The following is an 18,510-nucleotide window of genomic DNA, read 5'->3' as shown; positions in this document are numbered from 1 at the left end:
ATGTCCGGAACGGTGGGACAAGTCGGGTGTGCAGCTGGATTTTTGAGTTTCGGTCAGGATTGTCCTGAACTTGGCTATGCTGCAGCACCATGCCTCCGGCGCCGGCCGTCGCCCGTCCCCGTACTGTTCCGATCGTTTGAGGATGCCGAATGCTTCGACCTGGATCATCACCCGCCAGACGGCCGTCCGCGCCCCGGCTCGGGTGGCTGCTGCCCACGGCCGTGATGGCGGCGGCCGTGGCGGTCGCCGGGGCGGTGGTGTCCGCCGGGGCCCGCGCGGAGGTGCTCTGGTGCGGGGCGACGGCCACCGTGCTGGTGGCCGTGGTGGCCGCCGAATCGGCCCGCCGGGGTCGTGCGCTGGCCGTGTCGCGGGAGCAGCACACCCGGCAGGTGGGCGAGTTGCAGCGGCGGCTGGCCGGCCAGGAGGCCGAGGCGGTACGGCTGGCGAAGGAGGAGCTGCCGCGGTTGGTGGCCCGGACCCGGTACGGCGTGTCGATCGACAGCCTGGCCCGGTCGTACCAGGTGCGCGATCCGCTGGCCGCGCCGAAGTTCCGCAGTGCGCTGGAGTCCGTGGCGCGCGGGATCATCGTCGCCGTCGACGACGAGGTGAACCGGCGCGACTCCGCCGAGCGGGCCTTCGTCAACATCGCCCGCCGGGTGCAGGCGATCATCCACCGGCAGGCCAAGGACCTGCGCGAGATGGAGGACCGGCACGGCAACGACCCGGCGGTCTTCGACGACCTGCTGCGCCTGGACCACGGCAACGCGCTGACCGGCCGCCTCGCCGACAGCATCGCCGTGCTGTCCGGTGCCCGCCCCGGCCGCCAGTGGACCCGGCCGGTGGCGCTGTACAGCGTGCTGCGCGGCGGCATGTCACGCATCCTGGAGTACCAGCGGGTGGACCTGCACCCGGTGGCCCAGGTGTCGGTGATCGGCCCGGCCGTCGAGCCGCTGATCCACGCCGTCGCCGAACTGCTCGACAACGCCACCCGCTACTCGCCGCCGCACACCCATGTGCACCTGAGTGCCGCCGAGGTGCAGAGCGGCATAGCGATCGAGATCGAGGACGGCGGCCTCGGCCTGACCGACGAGGCCCGGCTCCGCGCCGAGCGCAGCCTGCGCGAGGCCCAGGTCTCCAAGGACCTGGACGACCTCACCGAGTCGCCCCGGCTCGGCTTCGCGGTGGTCGGCCGGCTGTGCCAGGCGTACGGCTTCCAGATCTCGCTGCGCCGCTCCGCCTACGGCGGCGTGCGCATCGTGCTGGTGGTGCCGCAGGAGCTGGTCACCACCGCGCCCCCGACCGGGCGGGCACACGGGATCGGCGCGTTCTCCGGCCCCCGGCCGCTCCCGGCGAACCCGTCCAAGTCGGCCGCCCCGTCGCGGCCGTGGGGGGCTCGGACGGCACCCGGCGCAGCGGCTCCCGGTACGGCAGCTCCCGGCATGACGGGGCCGTCCTTCGGGTCGGCCGGCCCCTGGGGGCCGACCGGATCCGGCCCGGGGAGCGACGAGGTGGTGGTGACCGAGCGCACCGCGAACGGCCTGCCGCAGCGCCGGCGCCGGCCGCCGACCCCCCGGGCGGGCTACTCCGGGCCCACCCGCGCCGCCGGACAGCCCACCCACCCGTCCGCCGGCCCGGCCTCGGGGCTCGGCGCGGGCCCCGCCCCGGGGTCGACGGGACGCCACGCCAAGGAGCCGGTGCAGCCCGGCCTCTGGCTGGAGGCGTTCACCGAGGGGATCAACGGCCATGTGCCGTCCGCGAGTTCGGACGGTCAGACCAGTGAAGAGACGGCAGGGAAGGGCGAGCAGTGATTCCGCACCGCAGCAACATGGACTGGATCCTCAAGGACCTCGCACACAGCGTCCCGTGCGTCCGCCACATCGTCGTGCTGTCCGCCGACGGCCTACGGATCGCCCAGCACGGCACCGATCCGGACACCGCCGACCGCCTCGCCGCCGCCTGCGCCGGGCTGCAGAGCCTGGCCGCCGCCGTCGGGCAGGAGTTCCCGCACGGCGACGGCTCGATGCGGCTGGTGGTGATCGAGGTGGACGGCGGGTTCTTCTACCTGATGGCGGCCGCCTCCCGCGCGTACCTCGCGGTGCTCGCCGACGAGGGGGTCGACGCCGGCCTGGTGGGCCAGCAGATGCGCGACCTGGTCGCCCGGATCGGCGAGCACCTGGCCGCTCCCCCGCGCAACCCCGAGCCGGTCGCGTGAACCGGCCGGAGCGCCGACCGGTACGCCGGCCGGACCGCGTACCGGAACGACTACCGGACCGCGCCCGCCTGAACCGGCACCGCGGGGTGGGCACATGAACGAGCACAGTGAGGCGCGCACATGACGACGGCCGACCAGGGCGGTTGGGACGGCCCGGACCCCGAACGCCTGTACGTGATCACCCGCGGCCGCAGCGGCCCGGCCGGACCGGGCGTCTTCGACCTGGTCACCCTGATCGTCTCCCGCACGGAGCCGACGCCCACCATGCAGCCCGAGCACGCGGCCATCCTGCGGCTGTGCCGCTCACCGCTCTCGGTGGCCGAGGTCTCCGCCTACCTGGAGCTGCCCACCAGCGTCGTCACCGTCCTGCTGGCGGACCTGCTCGACGACGGGCGGATCGAGGCCCGCGCCGCCGTCCCCAAAGCCGAACTTCCCGACCGTGCCCTCCTGGAGGCGGTGATCCATGGACTTCAAAGGCTCTGACACGGCGCTGGGGCCGGCGGCCGCGGACCTGCTGCCGGACTCCGTCACGATGGCGGTCAAGGTCGTGATCGTGGGCGGCTTCGGCGTCGGCAAGACGACGCTGGTCGGCTCGGTCAGCGAGATCCGCCCGCTCACCACCGAGGAGACCATGACCCAGGCCGGGGTCGGTGTCGACGACCCGACCGGGGTCGAGCGCAAGACCTCCACCACCGTGGCGATGGACTTCGGCCGGATCAGCATCAGCGACAAGCTCGTGCTGTACGTCTTCGGCACCCCCGGGCAGGAGCGGTTCTGGTTCCTCTGGAACGGCCTGTTCGAGGGTGCCCTCGGCGCGGTGGTGCTGGTCGACACCCGCCGACTGGAGGTCAGCTTCGAGGTGATCGGGCGGCTGGAGGACCGCGGCGTGCCCTTCGTGGTGGCCGTCAACGGCTTCCCGGAGGCGCCGGACCACCCGGTCGAGGAACTGCGGGCCGCGCTGGACCTGCCGCCCGAGGTGCCGATCGTGGCCTGCGACGCGCGCAGCCGCGAGTCCAGCCGGGACACCCTGATGACCCTGATGCGCTACCTGTACGAACTCGCGGCCCCGCCCGCCCGCTGATCGGCCGTCCCCCGGGCCGCCGACGAGCCGCGTGCCGGCCGGCCACCCCGTCGGCCCCCCCGTCCGCCGATCGGCCCGAACGTACCCGCCCCGACCCCGGAGACCCTGTGAGCACCCCGTTCCCCGCTGACGCCTCCCCCACCCCGCCCCCCGGCTGCCCGGCCCACGGGCACGCCGTCGAACCGCTCGGCCCCGGCGGCGTGCGGCGCCTGTACGGGCCGGAGGCCGAGGCCGACCCGGCGGCCCTGTACGAGAAGCTGCGCGCCGAACACGGCGAGGTGGCCCCGGTCCTGCTGCACGGCGACTTCCCCGCCTGGCTGATCCTCGGGCACGGCGCGAACATCACCGCGATGCGCTCGCCCTCCCTGTTCTCCCGCGACTCCCGCCTCTGGTCGGCGTTCCGCGCCGGCGACGTCCCGGTGGACTCCCCGCTGATGCCGGTGATCGCCTGGCAGCCGCTGTGCGTCTTCGCGGACGGCGAGGAGCACCGCCGGCTGCGCGGCGCCGTGCTGGACGGCCTGAACCGCTTCGACCGGCGCGGCGTGCGCCGCCACGTCCGGCGGTTCACCACCGAGCTGGTCCAGGTGGTCGGGCAGACCGGCCGGGCCGAACTGGTCACCCAGTTCGCCGAGCACCTGCCGATGCTCGTCATGACCCAGCTGCTCGGCATGCCCGACGAGTACGGGCCGCAGCTCGTGAACGCCGCCCGGGACCTGATGAAGGGCACCGAGACGGCCGTCGCCAGCAACGAGTACGTGGTGGCGAGCCTGCGCCGGACGATGGCCGCCAAGCGCGACGACCCGGGCGGCGACCTGGTGACCTGGCTGATGGAGCACCCGGCCGGGCTGACCGACGACGAGGTGATGGAGCACCTGCGGGTCGTCCTGCTGGCGGCGAACGAGACGACCGTCAACCTGATCGCGGACACCCTGAAGATGGTGCTCACCGACCCCCGGTTCCGCGCCCACCTGTCCGGCGGTCAGATGACCCTCGGCGAGGCGCTGGACCAGGTGCTGTGGGACTCCCCGCCGATGTCGCTGGTCGCCGGGCGCTGGGCGACCGCCGACACCGAGCTGGGCGGGCAGCAGATCAGGGCCGGCGACATGCTGCTGCTCGGACTCGCGGCCGGCAACGTCGACCCGGTGGTGCGGCCCGACCTGGCCACCCCGCTGTACGGCAACCGCTCCCACCTGTCCTTCGGCGCCGGCCCGCACGAGTGCCCGGGCCAGGACGTCGGGCGCTCCGTCGCCGAGGCCGGGATCGACATCCTGCTGACCCTCCTGCCGGATCTCCGACTCGCCGTGCCGGAGGAGGAGTTGACCTGGACCTCCGCCTGGATCTCCCGGCACCTGGTGGAGCTGCCGGTGGAGTTCACGCCGCGCGAGATCGAGCCGCACCCCGACTCCACACCGATCGAGGACGCCGAGCCGGTCGAGGACTCCGAGGCGGTCGACGCGCCGGACCCGGCTCCGTCCTCCACCGCCGCGCCGGAGCCCGCCCCGGCGGTGGAGGAGACTCCGACCGCCGTACGGATCCCGGCGCAGCGGCGGGGCTGGTGGAGGACGTTGACCGGCCTGTTCCGACGTTGACCGGCCTGTTCCGACGCTGACCGGCCTGTTCCCGACGCCGACCGAACGTCTCGCCCTACCAGCGGTCGGCGCGGGGGCGCTGCAGGGTGAAGGTGTCGACCGGGGTGAGGTCGCCGTGCGGGCCGTCGAAGGTGTAGTAGGTCACCCGCATCCTGGTCAGGCCGCCGCGCCGGTCGCCGGGGTCGACCTCGAAGGCGGCGAAGCCGTGGGTGTGCTGCCGGTCCTGGACGGCGGCCCACGGGGCGTCCTCGGTCAACCACACGGACTGGCGGTACGGGGCCGGCGGGCGCGGCTTGTCCTCCAGGGCGACGACCACCCGGCCCTTGGGCTGCGCGAACAGGTCGTCCTGGGTGGTGGCGGCGTTGCCGCCGGTGCCGATGACCATGTGGACGGTGCCGCGGCTGGTGTCGACCGTGCGGAGGTCGGTGCCGGACGGCACCGGGGTGCGGGTGTCGTTGGGGAGGGTCCCGCGGACGGGGTGGGAGCGCTCGTAGTAGTGCTCGTGGCCGCTGACCACCAGGTCGACCCCGTAGGCGTCGAACAGCGGGCCCCAGGCCTCGCGGATGCCGAGGTCGCTGCCGGCGCCGTGCTGCGAGCTGGAGATCATCGGGTGGTGCATGCAGACGACGATCCAGTCGATCGCCCGGCTGCGCCGCGCCGAGCGCAACTCACGCTCCAGCCAACGCTGTTGGGCACCTCCGGAGTAGCCGCGGAGATAGATGTCGCCGCTGTCCTGGATGGCCACGTCGTCGTTGGCCAGGCTGATGAAGCGCACCGAGCCGACCGTGAAGGCGTACCACATGCCCCGGGTCTCCTCGTCGTCATCGGCCGCGGAGTCGGGCAGTTCGAAGTAGGTCTGGTAGCCGAGGGCACCGATCGGGCCGTTGCCGCCCTCGTTCTCCCCGTTGCCGGCGCAGGGCATCCAGGGCCGCAGCCGGGTCGAGCGACTGTTGTTGATGAACCAGTCGGCCCAGGTCAGCGTCCGGCTCTGGCCGTGCCGGCCGCTGTAGGAGGCGTAGCAGAGGTCGCCGTTGACCAGGTTGAACAGCGGGCCGACGCGTTCGATGGCGGCGACGATGTCGGCGGAGTACGGGGTGCCGACCTGGCTGCTGGTGAACACCGGGTACTTGCCGAGCGGTGACGGCATGCCGTCGGGGAAGACCACCTGGCGCCGGAGGTTGGGGGTGGCCTGGTCGCCGAAGCTGGTGAAGGTGAAGGGCGTGCGACCGCGCGGGGCGGTGGTGAAGGAGCCCGTCTCGGGGTTCGCGCCGTCGTGGCCGGCACTGTAGAGGTAGGTGGTGTCGGGGCGCAGGCCGGTGAGGCGGGCGTGGTGGACGTACACCTCCTCCTTGCCGAGCGCGTCCCGGTAGGTGCGGGTCTGCGCCGCGACGACCCGGCCGAGGCCGCCGTCCGGCGAGCCGAGCCGCACCTGCGGGCGGCGCACGGACTGCGGGGTGATCCAGGAGACGGTCATCTCGCCGGACGGGTCGGTACCGAACTGCAGGTGCAGTCCGCTCACGCTGGGCGACCCGGCCCGGTGCGGGGTGGACTGCAGTAATGGGCCCGTGGCCGGCCCCGCCTCCGGGTCGGCCGCCGAGGCCGGCTGGGCGACGGCACCGCCCGCGACCAGCGCGGCACCGGCCGCGGATGTGCCTTTGAGGATGGATCTGCGTGCGATGGTCATGGAAATCCGCCTGTCGAGTGGGGGTATCGACTCGGAGCACTGTACAGACATGTCCATGCAAAGACGACCACTTTGACTGACCGTCACCACCCTGCGACGGCGGGCCCGGCACCGGCCCACATGCCCCGCGGCAACCACCGGTACGCCCGTCCGCGAAGGCGCCCGGCATGCGTCGGCCCCGACGGGGCCGGGGGGCTCCGCCGGGGCCGGACGCAAGGGGGTGAGGCGCCGCGCGGCAGGACGCGCGGAACGATCAACCGCTCATCTCTGCAGGCGAATTGACGGTCATTCAGATCACCGGGCGACGACCCGGCATCGGCCTACGGCTTGCGGCCCAACCCCCCGTACGCCGCCACCTCGTGGTCGCCGAGCACCGGGCCGTCACCCAGCTCCGGGTGCCAGCGGTTGATCAGCACCACGCCCGGATCGTCCAGTTCCAGCCCGGCGAAGAAGCGCTCGACGGCCACGCGGGGGCGCAGGTGGTTCTCGATGCCGGCCTCCGAGTAGCGGCGGGAGCCCACCGCGACCAGGTCCGGTACCGAGTCGGCGGTGCCGGCGGTCAGCGCCAGGAAGCTTCCGGCGGGCAGCGCGTCCACGAGCTTGCGAACCGGCGGGTGCGCGGCCTCGTCGGAGAGGAAGTGCACGATGTTGATCAGCGTCAGCGCGATCGGCCGGCTCAGGTCCAGGGTGTCGGCCACCGCGGGGTCGGCGAGGAACCGCCCCGGTTCGCGCAGGTCGCCCTCGACGTACGCGGTGCGACCCTCGGGGGTGCTGGTGAGCAGCGCGCGCGAGTGGGCGAGCACGATCGGGTCGTTGTCCACGTACACCACCCGGCAGGCCGGGTCGACCGCCTGGACGATCTCGTGCAGGTTGGGCACGGTGGGGATGCCGGTGCCGACGTCCAGGAACTGGCGGACGCCGTGCACCTCGACCAGCCGGCGGACCATCCGGTGCATCACCGCGCGGGCCGCGACGGTGGCGGCGCGCGAGCCGGGCCACTCGCCGAGGATGCGGTCGCCGACCTCGCGGTCCACCGGGAAGTTGGTCTTCCCGCCGAGCAGGTAGTCGTAGACCCGGGCGGGGTGCGCGCGGTCGGTCCGCAGGTCCACCTGCGGCGCCTCCTCGAACCGGACCCCGGCCAACCAGCCGTCCGGACGGTTGCTCTCCATGCCTTGCCCTCCCCGCACTTCGTTCTCCGACCACTCAATCACAGAAGTTGATCGAACGTCAGCCGCTTCCGGACGGTACCCGATCACCGGATGCCCCGGTCGCCGGTGCCGCCACGGCGGCGGCGAAGGACGGCACCCGTAGCGCGGTGACGAGGCCGAACGCCGGGCCCAGCGTGCAGAGGGTGACGTAGCCGGGGACCAGACCGAGGTGGTGGTGGTCGTGCAGCCACTCGGCGAGCAGCGGGAAGCTCCCGCCGAACGCGGCGATGGTGGCCGCGTTGACCACACCGAGTCCGAGGGCCCGAACCTCGGTCGGGAACAGCAGGCCGGTGAAGACGTTGAGCGTCCCCAGCACGGTCGCCACCAGCACGCCCAGCAACACGGCGACGACCTGGAACGCCAGCCAGCCCTGCCGCAGCCCGGTGAGCAGGACCGGGACCAGCAGCACCGGCACGGCGAACCCGACCCGGGCGACCGGCAGCAGGCCGAAGCGGTCGGCGGCGGCGCCGGTCAGCAGCATGGTGACCAGCACCACCGCGAGCACCACGGTCATGAAGGAGGTCGCCGTCTCCCGGTCGACCACCCCGTAGGCGGCGGCGTACTGCGGCAGGTAGACCAGGGCGAAGTAGTAACCCACCGTCCCGCCCAGGGTGTTGAGGAAGACGGTGAGCACCGCCCAGCGGTGTTCCCGGAGCACCCGCAGGAACGGCGGGCGCCCGCCCGTGCCCTCCGCCCGGGCGCGGCGGAACTCCGCGCTCTCCGGGGCGGCCCGGCGCACCCAGACGGCGGCCAGCCCGAGCAGCCCGGCCACCACGAAGGCCCAGCGCCAACCGCCGTCGGTGACACCGGACTTGCCGAGCGTGTGCAGGAGCAGCGCGAGCACCCCGTAGGAGAGCAGGGAGCCCACGATGATCCCGCCGTAGGAAACCGAGCTGAACGCGAAGCGGTGCCGGGCCGGGGCCGTCTCGGTGACGTACGCGGCGACGCTGGGCGCCTCCCCGCCGAAGGCGAGCCCCTGCACCACCCGCGCGGCGACGGCCAGGACCGCCGCCCAGGCGCCGATCGCCTTCTGGTCCGGCAGCACGGCGATGCCCAGGCTGGCGGCGGCGATCACGGACATCCCGAGAGTCAGGGCGAAGCGCCGCCCCCGGGTGTCGCTGAGGCGCCCGATCAGGTACGAGCCGACCGGCCGGGCGACGAACCCGACCGCGAAGGTGGCGTACGCCCCGAGCAGGCCGCCGACCCCGCCCTTGCCGTGCCCGAAGAGGTCGGCCGCGAAGTACGGGGCGAGGACGGCGTAGATGTTCCAGTCGAAGGACTCGACCACCGAGCCCACCGTGGCGGCGGCCAACTCCCGTCTCCGCCGCCCGGCTTGCGGCTCGTCACGCGACGGGGCGGTTCCGGTCCGATCTGTCATGGCCTCAGCATGGCACCGTTCGGAGTGCGGCGGTATCGGTTGCGACGCTGTCCCCTTTGGCCGGTTCTGAGCCGGAGTGGGGAGCTGGCGCGGAATACCAATGTGACTGGTGTGACCAGCTGGTGATATTTGTGTGCGGTGCATTCCATGATCACCGGGATCTCCCGGCGCGCCCTGCCCGCCGCCGTCGCCGCCGCCCTGCTGGCCGGCTGCACCGGCGGCGGAGGCGGAACCACCGACGCCTCTTCCGCGACCACGACCGGCCCGGCCTCCAGCCCGGGCGCCACGCCCACACCGACGCCCACGCCCACACCCACGCCGACGGTCAAGCCGACCGGCGCCGACGACCCGGCACTCAAGCCGTTCTACGGCCAGCAGATCGCCTGGGCACCGTGCCAGGACGACCCGAAGACCACCAAGGTCGACGAGTCGGTGGTGCAGTGCGCCACCCTCAAGGTCCCACTCGACTACACCGCCCCCGACGCCGGCAGCCTCGACGTCGCCGTGGTGCGCAACCCCGCCACCAAGCAGGACCAGCGGGTCGGTTCCCTGCTCGTCAACCCGGGCGGCCCGGGCGGCTCCGGCGTGGCGATGGTCAAGGGCGCCCCCACCAGGTTCGACGGCCCGTTGCACGACCGCTTCGACATGATCGGCTTCGACCCCCGCGGCGTCGCCGGCACCAGCCCGCTCAACTGCCTCGACGACCAGGCCCGGGACGGCTGGGTGACCACCGACGAGCCCGGCGCCGACCACGGCAAGCAACTCGCCGACGCCTGCCAGGCCAAGTACGCCAAGGTGCTGCCCTTCGTCAGCACCCGCAACACCGCCCGTGACATGGACGTGCTGCGCGCCGCCGTCGGCGACCAGAAGCTCAACTACCTCGGCATGTCCTACGGCACCTACCTCGGCTCGCTCTACGCCGAGGAGTTCCCGGACCGGGTCGGCCGGCTCGTCCTGGACGGCGCCACCACCCCGTCCACCTCCCTGGTGCAGCACAACATCGAGCAGCAGGCCGGCTTCGAACGCGCCCTCAAGGCCTTCGCCGCCGACTGCGCCGGCAAGGACCCGTGCCCGCTCGGCAAGGACCCGGAGAAGGCCCCGCAGAAGCTCGCCGACTTCCTCGACGGCCTCAAGGACAAGCCGCTCAAGACCGCCAAGGGCCGCACCCTCACCGCCAACGCCGCCTGGACCGGCGTGATCAGCCAGCTCTACGGCGGCGAGAAGGCCTGGACCAACCTGCGCAACACCCTCGGCTGGGCCATGGTGCGCGCCAAGGGTGACTACCTGCTCGACCTCGCCGACGACTACAACGGCCGCGACCGGGACGGGCACTACGGCGGGTCGGCCGACGCCTACACCGCCATCCACTGCGCCGACGGCGCCACCGACGCCCCGGCCGGCGACCAGTTGCAGGCCGCGCTCACCGACCTCGCCGCCAAGGCCCCGTTGGTCAGCAAGCACGACCCGACGGCCGCGCTGTTCGACCCGGACTGCCGGATCTGGCCGTACCGCTCCACCGAGAAGCCGCACGCCATCAAGTCCGCCGCCACCGCGCCGATCGTGGTCGTCGGCACCACCGGCGACCCGGCCACCCCGTACGCCTGGGCGGAGAAGCTCACCGCCGAACTCGGCAACGCCGTGCTGCTCACCCGCGACGGCGAGGGGCACACCGCGTACGGCGCGAGCTCGTGCATCCGCGGCGCGGTCGACACCTTCCTGGTGGACGGCACCGTCCCGACCGCCGGGACGCACTGCCCGACGGACTGACCCGGCGACCGCGCAGCCGCCGCCGATCCGCCGCAGGGCCGCACCCGAGGACTGCCCCTCGGGTGCGGCCCCGGGCGTCGGCAGGGCCGGACGCTACCGGCCGGGGTGGTGGACGAAGCGGTAGGTCTCGCGGTCCAGTTCGGTGACCTCGACGCCGATCGCGGCCGGCACGTCCAGGCGGGCCTGCAGGGCGGCGAGCACCCGGGCCGTCAGCTCGGCGCGCTGCCCGGTGCTGCGGCCGGCCAGGATCTTGATCTCCACCAGCACCACCGCGCGCCCGCCCGTCCCGTCGCCGACCGTGTGGCGCTCGGACGGGCGGAAGAGCGTCTTGCAGTCCGCCACGGTGGTGTCGATCACCTCGGCGATCAGTTGGTGGACCTCCCGGGCGAAGCCCGCATGGTCCAGGTCGAGGTCGGCGGAGTGGTCGACCAGGATCTGCGGCACGGGAACCTCCCGGGGGACGGAGCCCCGTCGGGCTCGTCGGACAGTGCCGCGACGCTATCGCGGGCCGCCGTACCGTCCGCGGGCGGGTCCGCTGCGGCGTACCGGAGCCAGGACTTCGGGCCTCGGACAGGGGAGGCGAGGCCCGAAGTTCCGCTTCAGCAACCGAAGTTGATCAGACGAAAGGTCGCGTAGTGGTCCCCGGTGTAGTAGTCCTCGCGCGAGCGCTTGCCGGTGACGATCCGACGGGCGCCCCGGGTCGGCGAGCCGGGCGTCACCACGGTGTACTCGTGGTAGTAGCCGTAGGGCTGGCTCGGCAGCACGTGCTCCTTGTTCTGGAACACCACGCCGTCCTGGGAGTACGGGAACGGCCCGCCCGAGGCGATCAGGTTGAGTGTGGTCCGCGCCTGCGACGGCAGCGCGGACAGGCACACCGAGCCACTCACCGCCGCCTGCGCCTCGGTGGCGACCGCGACGGGTGCGAGGGTCAGCAGAGCGACAGCGGTGACGGCGGCAGCGCGAGACTTCCACGCGCGTAGAGTTCGGGTCATGCCAACCAGCATGGCGACCCCCTCAGCCCGCCGAAAGCCCCGAACCAACTCTTCACCTCGGGTCAACTCGGCGTATCCGCAGAGGACTTGACCCGGACAGTGCGCCGCAGCCGGTCGTTTCGGCCCCCACCCCGGGCCGGGGCCCGACCCGCGTGCGCCACCGGGGCGGTGAACGCCCCGGTGGCGCGGTCGGGCGGCCGGTGTCAGCCGCGCGGGAGGACCAGGGACTGGACGGCCGGGAGCTTGCGCCAGTCGCTGGAGACGATGCTGGCGTGTGCCCGGGCCAGCAGCTCGGTGCGTGTGCGGGCCTGATCGGCCGTCGGGTCGGTGGCGCTGATGGCGGGCGCCACGTTGTGCGCGTCCGTCATCACCAGGAGGTAGTGGGAGCGGTCGTACCAGGCGGTGTCGATGCCCTGGACGTACGTGGCCGCGTCGCCGTCGAAGACCACGAACCAGGGGCGGATCCCCGCGTCCGCGCCCGTGTACCCGGTGCGCGGGTCGCCGGCCGCGGCGCCGTGCACGGCGGGGAACAGCTGGGCGTCCCCGATCCGGCCGGCGGCGGCGAGGTCACGCAGGTGGCGGCCGTACTCGACGTCGGTGTGCAGGGTGTCGAAGGGGTTGCTCTCCTCGACCGTCCCCGGGATCGCGTACAGCAGGACCTTCCCGGCGAGCGCCGAGCGGCTCGGCCAGTTGCCGGCCCGCACCGCCTCGTCGACGCTGGCGTACGAGCCGCCGCCCGGCTTGGCGAGCAGGTCGGCGGGGCGCAGCACGGCCGACCCCAGGTGGGCGGCGATCAGCGCGTCCAGCTCCGTCGGCCCCATCCCGTGGTTGGCGGAGAAGCCCGCCTTCAGCTCCAGCTTGACCACCAGCGGACCGGCGCCCGGATGGGCGCCGAGCCAGACCCGGATGTCGTCGAGGCAGTACTCCAGGTTCTTGTTGGCGCCGCCGCTGTACAGCTGCGCCGGGGTGCTCGCGGCGGTGCAGTTGTTGGAGTTGCCGAGCGGGTTGGAGTGGCTGACCTTCCACTCCTTGGTGACGATGTCCGTCCAGAGGTCCAGCTCGATCATCCCGGTGCCGGTGTCGAGCGCCTGGGCGAGGTACGGGTAGGCGGCCGGGTCGTAGGTGTTGTGCAGGCCGACGGTGGTGGCCGAGCCGAACGGCAGGTCCGCCGGGCCGCTCGCGGTCGTGCTCTCCGTCGCGCCGGCGGCGCCCGTCGGTATCAGGGCCGCCGCAGCGGCGATCAGGCCGGCCGTCAGGAATCCGGCCATGGTGCGGCGTACGGTCACGGGTACTGTCCCCCCAGTCGAATGTGCCTCCCGGCCGCCCCTCCCGGGCCGCCGGACGAAGCATCGCCCACCGGGGCGAGCTTCGGATGAAGAAGGCACGACAATAACGTGACGCCTTGGCCGCCTCTCACCCGGCCCGGGCGGCCTCCCCCGCCTCGACTTCACCCGCCATGACCGGGCGGTGGCCTCCCCGCGTCCGCGGAGAGGCCACCGTCACGCCCGGGCGGAACGCCCGCGTCGGCCGTCAGACCCGGTCGGCCGCGATCAGGACGTACTGGAACGAGCCGTCCCGGTACGAATTGATGAACGCCTCCTCGATGCCGGTGACCAGCGACGAGGTGGCGCGCAGCTCCCAGTAGGGCAGGGTGGCGGGCGTCAGGTCGATGACGGCCTGCGGCACCAGGCGGTTGTCGGCCATCGCCCGCAGGTACTCCCGGCGGGAGTGGATGTTGCACTCGAAGTGCGCGTTGATCTGCGAGACCCACTTCGACGGCTGCCCGTACGCGGGGTTCCAGCAGCCGGTGACGGTCACGTACCGGCCGCCGACGGCGAGGATCCGGGCGTGCTCGGCGAACAGGTCGTGCAGGTCGACGTACATGCTCGACTCGTTGTTCCACGAGCCCGCCACCTGGCCGGTCTCGAACGGCATGTCGAGCATGTTGCAGACCTGCGAGCGGACGAAGTCGCCGATGCCCAGCTCGTGGGCCCGGCTGTTGCCGAACTCGGCCTGCTTGGCGGAGAGGGTGACGCCCTGGACCCGGCAACCGAAGCGCTGGTGGGCCATGACCATCGAGCCACCGCGGCCGCAGCCGGCGTCCACCAGGGTGGCGTCGGACGGGATCGGGCCCAGGTGGTCGAAGAGCAGCTCGGCCTGCGCGGACTCCAGGCGGTGCAGCTCGGTGATCACCTTCTTCTCGCGCTCGCTGTCGGACGGGTCGCCGATGGCGGCCTGGTCGACGTCGCCGATGCCGTAGTGGTGGTGGTAGAGGCCGTCTACGTCGCCGAGACGCAGGTTGACCGGACGGGCCTCGTGGTCCCAGTAGCGTGCGATGTCGCCCTGGTAGGGAGTCGCCGGGCCGGGGATGGCGGCGGTGATGTCGTCGGTCAGGGACATGGGTCAGCTCCTTGCAGGTGGTCGGCAGAGGTGGTGGTCACCGGAAGGCGGTGGTTACCAGAAGTCGGGCAGGGTGTAGCGGAAGGAATTGGTCTGGTGCCAGAAGTGGTTGCCGTCGAGCCACGCGGACACGCCGCGCAGGAACCGGACGAGCGTCGGGACGGGGCAGGCCGCCGCCAGCGCGGCCGCCTCGGCCTCGAAGGCGTGCATCAGGTCGTTGTGGACCTCGACCGCCTTCAGGTACCCGTCCCGGTGCGAGCAGTCCTCGCGTTCGGAGATCACCACGGGCAGGTTCAGGTGCAGTCCGGGGGTGGACAGCTCCTTGGTGTACGAGTACAGGTCGTTGACGATGGTGGTGGCGTTGCCGGCCAGTGCGATGACGCGCTGCATGGCGGGTAGCGCGTGCAGTTCGGCGGGCAGCTCGTAGCCGCCGACGGTGTCCGTGATCGTCGGGCAGGGGCGGAAGTTGTTGAACTGGCGCATCGCCAGGTACTCCCACACCTGCGGGACGTGCTCCGTCTCGGCCCAGGACGCCTCGGCGAGGTAGCCGAGGTGCAGCCGGGCCATGTCGTGCCGGAACCGGTCCGACTGGGAGGGCGTGGACGCGCGGGTGAAGTACTCCATCGCGGAGCGGTACGCCCGCCGGGGGGCGTCCTCGTCCAGCGAGGCCTCCCAGGGCGTCTGGTACTCCGCCGTGGTGTGCAGCGCGTCGAGCGCGGTGTGCGCCAGCAGCAGGCGCCCGCCGAGGCCGACCGGTGAGCCGCCGTGATCCTCGCAGTAGCAGTCGTCGACCGCGTTCTCGGCCACCATGAGCCGGGCGGCGAGCATCAGGTGGTCGACGCTGGGCGCGTCGGGGTGGCAGGCCACCATGTAGCGGCCGGTCGAGAAGCCGTCGAACTGGTCCTCCCAGTCCGGCGGGTACAGCTCGACCTCGTCCAGCGCCCAGGCCTTGATCCTGAGGCTGAGCTCCTCAACCCGTACGGGGTCGGGCTCGGCCACCGGGTGGTGGTAGAGGCCCGGGATGGGGTCGCCGGGCTTCGGCTTGGCACCGCTCGGCGCAGGGCTACCGGACGAGGGAGTGCCGGACGAAGGGCTGCTGAACGGAGGGCTGCCGAACGGAGGAGTGCCGGACGATGGGATGTTCGGCACGGGAGCACTGGGCGCAGCATCACCCTGACCGGGCGCCGACGCACCCGGCGCCGGGTAGAGGCCCGCAGTGCCCAATCCGCTCGGTCCGCGCAGGACCCGGTCGATCGCCGTGGAGCTCATGACCCCACCACCACGGCGACGGCGGGCTCCTGGGGTGTCTCCGGTCTGGTGCACAGGGACATGGAGCCTCCTCTGATGAAGTCGCACGATATGACTGACCGTCAACTCGCCCATGGGGAGCGCGATATTCGAACACTCCCCCGTCTCGCTCGGTCCCCAACCGTAGGCGCGAAGGCGGGCCCGGAAACGCTCCGGACGATCTTCTACACCCGATCAGGTGAACGTGCGTGCTTATCGCGGCTGAACCACGCCCTCCTCATGCATAGGCCCACCCCCGGCCCGGCCACGGGCGGATTGATCTTCCCCGCCCCACCGGCGGGAACCCCCGGGCGCAAATGAACCCGACCCCGCGGTGGAGCGGGGCCGGAAAGGACGGACTCGGCGCGCGGGAGGGCGTACTCGTCGGCGCACCTCGGGAGCGGCACAGTTGGACACCGGGCCCGGCCGGTCGGGGGATCGGGGCGGGCGCGGCAGCTCGGTACGGGTCGTGTGCGCCGCTGCGAAGTCCGGGCCGCGGTGACGTTCAAGCGGGCCGCCGGCCTGGAGCCGCCGGTCGATCACGTCGGGGGACGTACGCCGGCGGTCCGGGGGCGCTGACTCTTCCGCAAGGGAGGCGGGGCTCCCGGGCACCGGTGAAGGGGTTGTGTGCCCGGGAGCCCCTGTGCGTTCGGCTCGGCTACTCGTCGCCGCTGCCGCTGTCGTTGTGGTTGCCGCTGTCGTCGCTGTCGTCGGCGTGGTTGTTGTTGCCGTCGCTCATGGGCCTGTCCCTCCTGGGTCGCTGCCGGGGCCGGCAGCATCGGTGTGTGGTCGCGCCGACGCGGAGACCGTAAGGCTCCGTGATGGGGCGCGGGCTCGCACCGCCGCGTCGTTCCGGAGGCGCGGAGCAGCAGACCGGGTCGCCGGGAAAGCAGCACTTCACGCGGTCCACCGGGTGCTGACATTCAGTGAACCGGCGGTCACTCAAGCTGGGATAGGCCATTCTGGGGCGGCCGTCTTCATGCACCCCGGACATTTCTGAGGGATTGACGGCCAGCGGGGGCGGGGGGTCGCCTCACCGGACCGAGGAGCGCCGATGGCAACCGTCCGCCCGAACCACGTGCTCAGAGCCCTCACACCGGACCGGCCGGCCGCTGCCCGTCGTCCTCTACTCGCACGGCGCAGGCAGTCACCGCGCCGACCACACCATCGTGGTCCAGGAGTTGGCCAGCCACGGCTTCGCCGTCGTCACCGTCGACCACACCCACGACGGCATCACCGAATTCCCGGACGGGACCGTCGTCACCCGGGACGACGTCGCCCCGGGGCTGTACCCAAGGGACTACGCCGCCGACCTGCTCTTCCTGCTCGAACGCGTCGTCGACCTCGCCAACGGACGCAACCCCGACGTCGACGGCCGCGCCCTGCCGGTCGGCCTGCTCGGCGGCCTGGACGCGCGGAACATCGGCGTCTCCGGCTGGTCCAAGGGCGGCACCGCCGCCGCCCGCTTTGCGTCGCGTTTCACCAGATCGGAGCCGCGAGGGCGGGCGCTGGAGTACATGGCCGGGTTGATCGCCGCTCGTCCCCGCCGGCAACTGCCGGCGTACCGCTCCGGCAGGCGGTCAGTGTGGCGGGAACGGGGCGTGCGGAGTCGTGCAGTGCGCCCCGTTCGGTGCAAGTTCCGTGGTCGGAGCGACTGTTGGGTGTGGTGGTGTTCCGAACATTGGTCCATACGGGTTATTCGATCGGGGGGGTATGGCCTTGGCCGGCCGGTGTAGTTGTAATGGCAGTGACCGACTGTGGGGTGCCCATTCCCCTGTCGGGGCGTCGGGGTGGTGATCGCTTGACGGGTCACCGTCCCCATACACGGGCACCCTGACAGGTGGAATTCGTCGGCCGTACCATCTGGCGCGGCCGTGTTCGGGCAGCCCCACTCCCGACTCGCTCAAGGGGCTGCTCACATGGCAGTAACCATCGTTCCCACTCCCGTGGCGGCGTGTTCCGCCTTCACCGCCACGGCCACCGGCGCGCCCGCGGCGGCCGCCACCGCTGTCTTCTTCTATGACGGCGCCGCCCCGCAGTCGCTGCCGGTGGTCGCCGGCGCCGCCGGACCGGTGACGTTCACGGCTGTCGGCTCCGGCGCGCAGCTGGTCCTGGTGACCTACCTGGATGCCGTCGCCACGGTGGTCGCGGTCGACAGCGGCACGGTCACCGTCGACGCGGCGCCGGCCGGGACCATCTCCACGACGCTGTCGATCGCCGTCGGCGGCCTCGTGACCGCCGAGACCACCCTGACCTGCAGCGCCGGCCTGATTTCCGTCAACGGCACCCTGACCTACACCCTGCCGGGCGGGGCCACGGTCACCGCCCCGGTGGTCAACGGCGTGGTCGGTCCGGTCGGTCTGGGACTGTCGCTGACGGCCGGTCAGGTGGTGGGGGTCAGCTTCACCCCCTCCGCCGGCACCTGTGCGGCCTGCACCTTCGCGCCGATCACCGTCACCGTGCCGGCGCCGTCGACCTGTTCGGTGGTCATCATCCAGCCGGTGGTCGGCCCGATAGTCGCCGGCCAGCCCACCGTCGTGTCCGCGGTGGTGCTGTGCAACGGCGTGCCCGTTCCGGGTGCGACGGTCACCTTCAACGGCGACGGGGCCACCCCGGTGACCGCCACCACCAGCGCACTCGGCATCGCCACCGGGTCGATGACCTTCCCCACCGCCGGACCGGTGTCGCTGACCGCCACCGTCACCGCGGCCGGCACCACCTGCACCTGCACCAACGTCGTCTCCACCCCGATCACCATCACGGTGACCGCGCCGCCGACCTGCCTGGTGCTCCTGCTGCCCCCGGTGGCACCGGTGGTCGCCGGCCAGCCCACCGTCGTGTCCGCGGTGGTGCTGTGCAACGGCGTGCCCGTTCCGGGTGCGACGGTCACCTTCAACGGCGACGGGGCCACC

Annotated in this window: 16 protein-coding genes; 8 read left to right on the top strand and 8 right to left on the bottom strand. The window is 72.5% G+C overall.

The genetic code is table 11. The annotated features are described in order from the left end of the window. The first annotated feature begins 149 nt into the window (after positions 1–149). The 5 genes from ACIO5E_RS34715 to ACIO5E_RS34695 all read left to right on the top strand — a co-directional run bounded on the left by ACIO5E_RS34715 (position 150) and on the right by ACIO5E_RS34695 (position 4,882). A complete protein-coding gene (locus tag ACIO5E_RS34715) occupies positions 150–1,808 on the top strand; it encodes a sensor histidine kinase (protein ID WP_400675731.1) in 1,659 nt (552 codons plus the stop codon). A gap of 17 nt (positions 1,809–1,825) precedes the next feature. Continuing rightward, positions 1,826–2,212, top strand: a complete 387-nt coding sequence (locus ACIO5E_RS34710) for a roadblock/LC7 domain-containing protein (RefSeq protein ID WP_400675952.1) — start codon at positions 1,826–1,828, stop codon at positions 2,210–2,212. A gap of 120 nt (positions 2,213–2,332) precedes the next feature. Continuing rightward, a complete protein-coding gene (locus ACIO5E_RS34705; RefSeq protein WP_280682022.1) occupies positions 2,333–2,695 on the top strand; it encodes a DUF742 domain-containing protein in 363 nt (120 codons plus the stop codon). Next, entirely contained in the window at positions 2,676–3,293 is a 618-nt protein-coding gene (locus tag ACIO5E_RS34700) for a GTP-binding protein (RefSeq protein ID WP_400675729.1), read from the top strand. The genes ACIO5E_RS34705 and ACIO5E_RS34700 overlap by 20 nt, the downstream gene beginning before the upstream one ends. A gap of 107 nt (positions 3,294–3,400) precedes the next feature. Continuing rightward, positions 3,401–4,882 carry a cytochrome P450 gene (locus ACIO5E_RS34695; RefSeq protein WP_400675727.1) on the top strand — a complete coding sequence of 494 codons (1,482 nt, stop codon included), beginning with the start codon at positions 3,401–3,403 and terminating at the stop codon, positions 4,880–4,882. A gap of 55 nt (positions 4,883–4,937) precedes the next feature. Here the strand turns inward: ACIO5E_RS34695 and ACIO5E_RS34690 are convergent, their stop codons facing one another. From ACIO5E_RS34690 to ACIO5E_RS34680, 3 genes are all read right to left on the bottom strand, one after another. Then, complete coding sequence (locus ACIO5E_RS34690; protein WP_400675725.1) at positions 4,938–6,566, bottom strand: purple acid phosphatase family protein; 1,629 nt, start codon at positions 6,564–6,566, stop codon at positions 4,938–4,940. 320 nt (positions 6,567–6,886) lie between these two features. After that, positions 6,887–7,735 (bottom strand): SAM-dependent methyltransferase, encoded by an 849-nt coding sequence (locus ACIO5E_RS34685; protein WP_400675723.1) that lies wholly within the window; start codon positions 7,733–7,735, stop codon positions 6,887–6,889. A gap of 58 nt (positions 7,736–7,793) precedes the next feature. After that, on the bottom strand, positions 7,794–9,152 hold the full coding sequence (locus tag ACIO5E_RS34680; RefSeq protein WP_400675721.1) for an MFS transporter: 1,359 nt from the start codon (positions 9,150–9,152) through the stop codon (positions 7,794–7,796). A gap of 147 nt (positions 9,153–9,299) precedes the next feature. On the opposite strand from ACIO5E_RS34680, the gene ACIO5E_RS34675 reads away from it, so the two are divergent. After that, entirely contained in the window at positions 9,300–10,919 is a 1,620-nt protein-coding gene (locus ACIO5E_RS34675) for an alpha/beta hydrolase (protein WP_400675719.1), read from the top strand. Between the two features lie 93 nt (positions 10,920–11,012). Here the strand turns inward: ACIO5E_RS34675 and ACIO5E_RS34670 are convergent, their stop codons facing one another. The 5 genes from ACIO5E_RS34670 to ACIO5E_RS34650 all read right to left on the bottom strand — a co-directional run bounded on the left by ACIO5E_RS34670 (position 11,013) and on the right by ACIO5E_RS34650 (position 15,694). Next, entirely contained in the window at positions 11,013–11,363 is a 351-nt protein-coding gene (locus ACIO5E_RS34670) for a 5-carboxymethyl-2-hydroxymuconate Delta-isomerase (protein WP_400675717.1), read from the bottom strand. A 155-nt stretch (positions 11,364–11,518) separates the two neighbouring features. Next, on the bottom strand, positions 11,519–11,911 hold the full coding sequence (locus ACIO5E_RS34665; RefSeq protein WP_400675715.1) for a ribonuclease: 393 nt from the start codon (positions 11,909–11,911) through the stop codon (positions 11,519–11,521). A 203-nt stretch (positions 11,912–12,114) separates the two neighbouring features. Next, positions 12,115–13,179 (bottom strand): phosphatidylinositol-specific phospholipase C domain-containing protein, encoded by a 1,065-nt coding sequence (locus tag ACIO5E_RS34660; protein ID WP_400675950.1) that lies wholly within the window; start codon positions 13,177–13,179, stop codon positions 12,115–12,117. Between the two features lie 262 nt (positions 13,180–13,441). Then, on the bottom strand, positions 13,442–14,311 hold the full coding sequence (locus ACIO5E_RS34655; protein WP_400675714.1) for a geranyl diphosphate 2-C-methyltransferase: 870 nt from the start codon (positions 14,309–14,311) through the stop codon (positions 13,442–13,444). A 54-nt stretch (positions 14,312–14,365) separates the two neighbouring features. Further along, positions 14,366–15,694, bottom strand: coding sequence for a family 2 encapsulin nanocompartment cargo protein terpene cyclase (locus ACIO5E_RS34650; RefSeq protein ID WP_400675712.1), 1,329 nt, complete (start codon positions 15,692–15,694; stop codon positions 14,366–14,368). A 908-nt stretch (positions 15,695–16,602) separates the two neighbouring features. Between ACIO5E_RS34650 and ACIO5E_RS34645 the strand changes: the two genes are divergently transcribed. Further along, the gene (locus ACIO5E_RS34645; RefSeq protein ID WP_400675710.1) at positions 16,603–17,334 is read left to right on the top strand and encodes a hypothetical protein; all 732 of its coding nucleotides are present in this window, start codon (positions 16,603–16,605) and stop codon (positions 17,332–17,334) included. A 183-nt stretch (positions 17,335–17,517) separates the two neighbouring features. Further along, positions 17,518–18,510: hypothetical protein (locus ACIO5E_RS34640; RefSeq protein ID WP_400675708.1), on the top strand; the 993-nt coding region annotated here is incomplete at its 3' end.

This window comes from Kitasatospora sp. NPDC087314 (genome assembly GCF_044744365.1).
In the GTDB taxonomy this organism is placed as follows: Bacteria; Actinomycetota; Actinomycetes; order Streptomycetales; family Streptomycetaceae; genus Kitasatospora.
The sequence above is the reverse complement of the archived record's forward strand: the minus strand, read 5'-3'. Positions and strand labels throughout refer to the sequence as shown.

Bases quoted from the DNA above. Each gene is read 5' to 3' on its own strand.
- ACIO5E_RS34715 (WP_400675731.1), top strand. From the start codon at position 150: ATGCTTCGACCTGGATCATCACCCGCCAGACGGCCGTCCGCGCCCCGG.
- ACIO5E_RS34710 (WP_400675952.1), top strand. From the start codon at position 1,826: ATGGACTGGATCCTCAAGGACCTCGCACACAGCGTCCCGTGCGTCCGC.
- ACIO5E_RS34705 (WP_280682022.1), top strand. From the start codon at position 2,333: ATGACGACGGCCGACCAGGGCGGTTGGGACGGCCCGGACCCCGAACGC.
- ACIO5E_RS34700 (WP_400675729.1), top strand. From the start codon at position 2,676: ATGGACTTCAAAGGCTCTGACACGGCGCTGGGGCCGGCGGCCGCGGAC.
- ACIO5E_RS34690 (WP_400675725.1), bottom strand. From the start codon at position 6,566: ATGACCATCGCACGCAGATCCATCCTCAAAGGCACATCCGCGGCCGGT.
- ACIO5E_RS34685 (WP_400675723.1), bottom strand. From the start codon at position 7,735: ATGGAGAGCAACCGTCCGGACGGCTGGTTGGCCGGGGTCCGGTTCGAG.
- ACIO5E_RS34680 (WP_400675721.1), bottom strand. From the start codon at position 9,152: ATGACAGATCGGACCGGAACCGCCCCGTCGCGTGACGAGCCGCAAGCC.
- ACIO5E_RS34675 (WP_400675719.1), top strand. From the start codon at position 9,300: ATGATCACCGGGATCTCCCGGCGCGCCCTGCCCGCCGCCGTCGCCGCC.
- ACIO5E_RS34665 (WP_400675715.1), bottom strand. From the start codon at position 11,911: ATGACCCGAACTCTACGCGCGTGGAAGTCTCGCGCTGCCGCCGTCACC.
- ACIO5E_RS34660 (WP_400675950.1), bottom strand. From the start codon at position 13,179: ATGGCCGGATTCCTGACGGCCGGCCTGATCGCCGCTGCGGCGGCCCTG.
- ACIO5E_RS34655 (WP_400675714.1), bottom strand. From the start codon at position 14,311: ATGTCCCTGACCGACGACATCACCGCCGCCATCCCCGGCCCGGCGACT.
- ACIO5E_RS34650 (WP_400675712.1), bottom strand. From the start codon at position 15,694: ATGGGCGAGTTGACGGTCAGTCATATCGTGCGACTTCATCAGAGGAGG.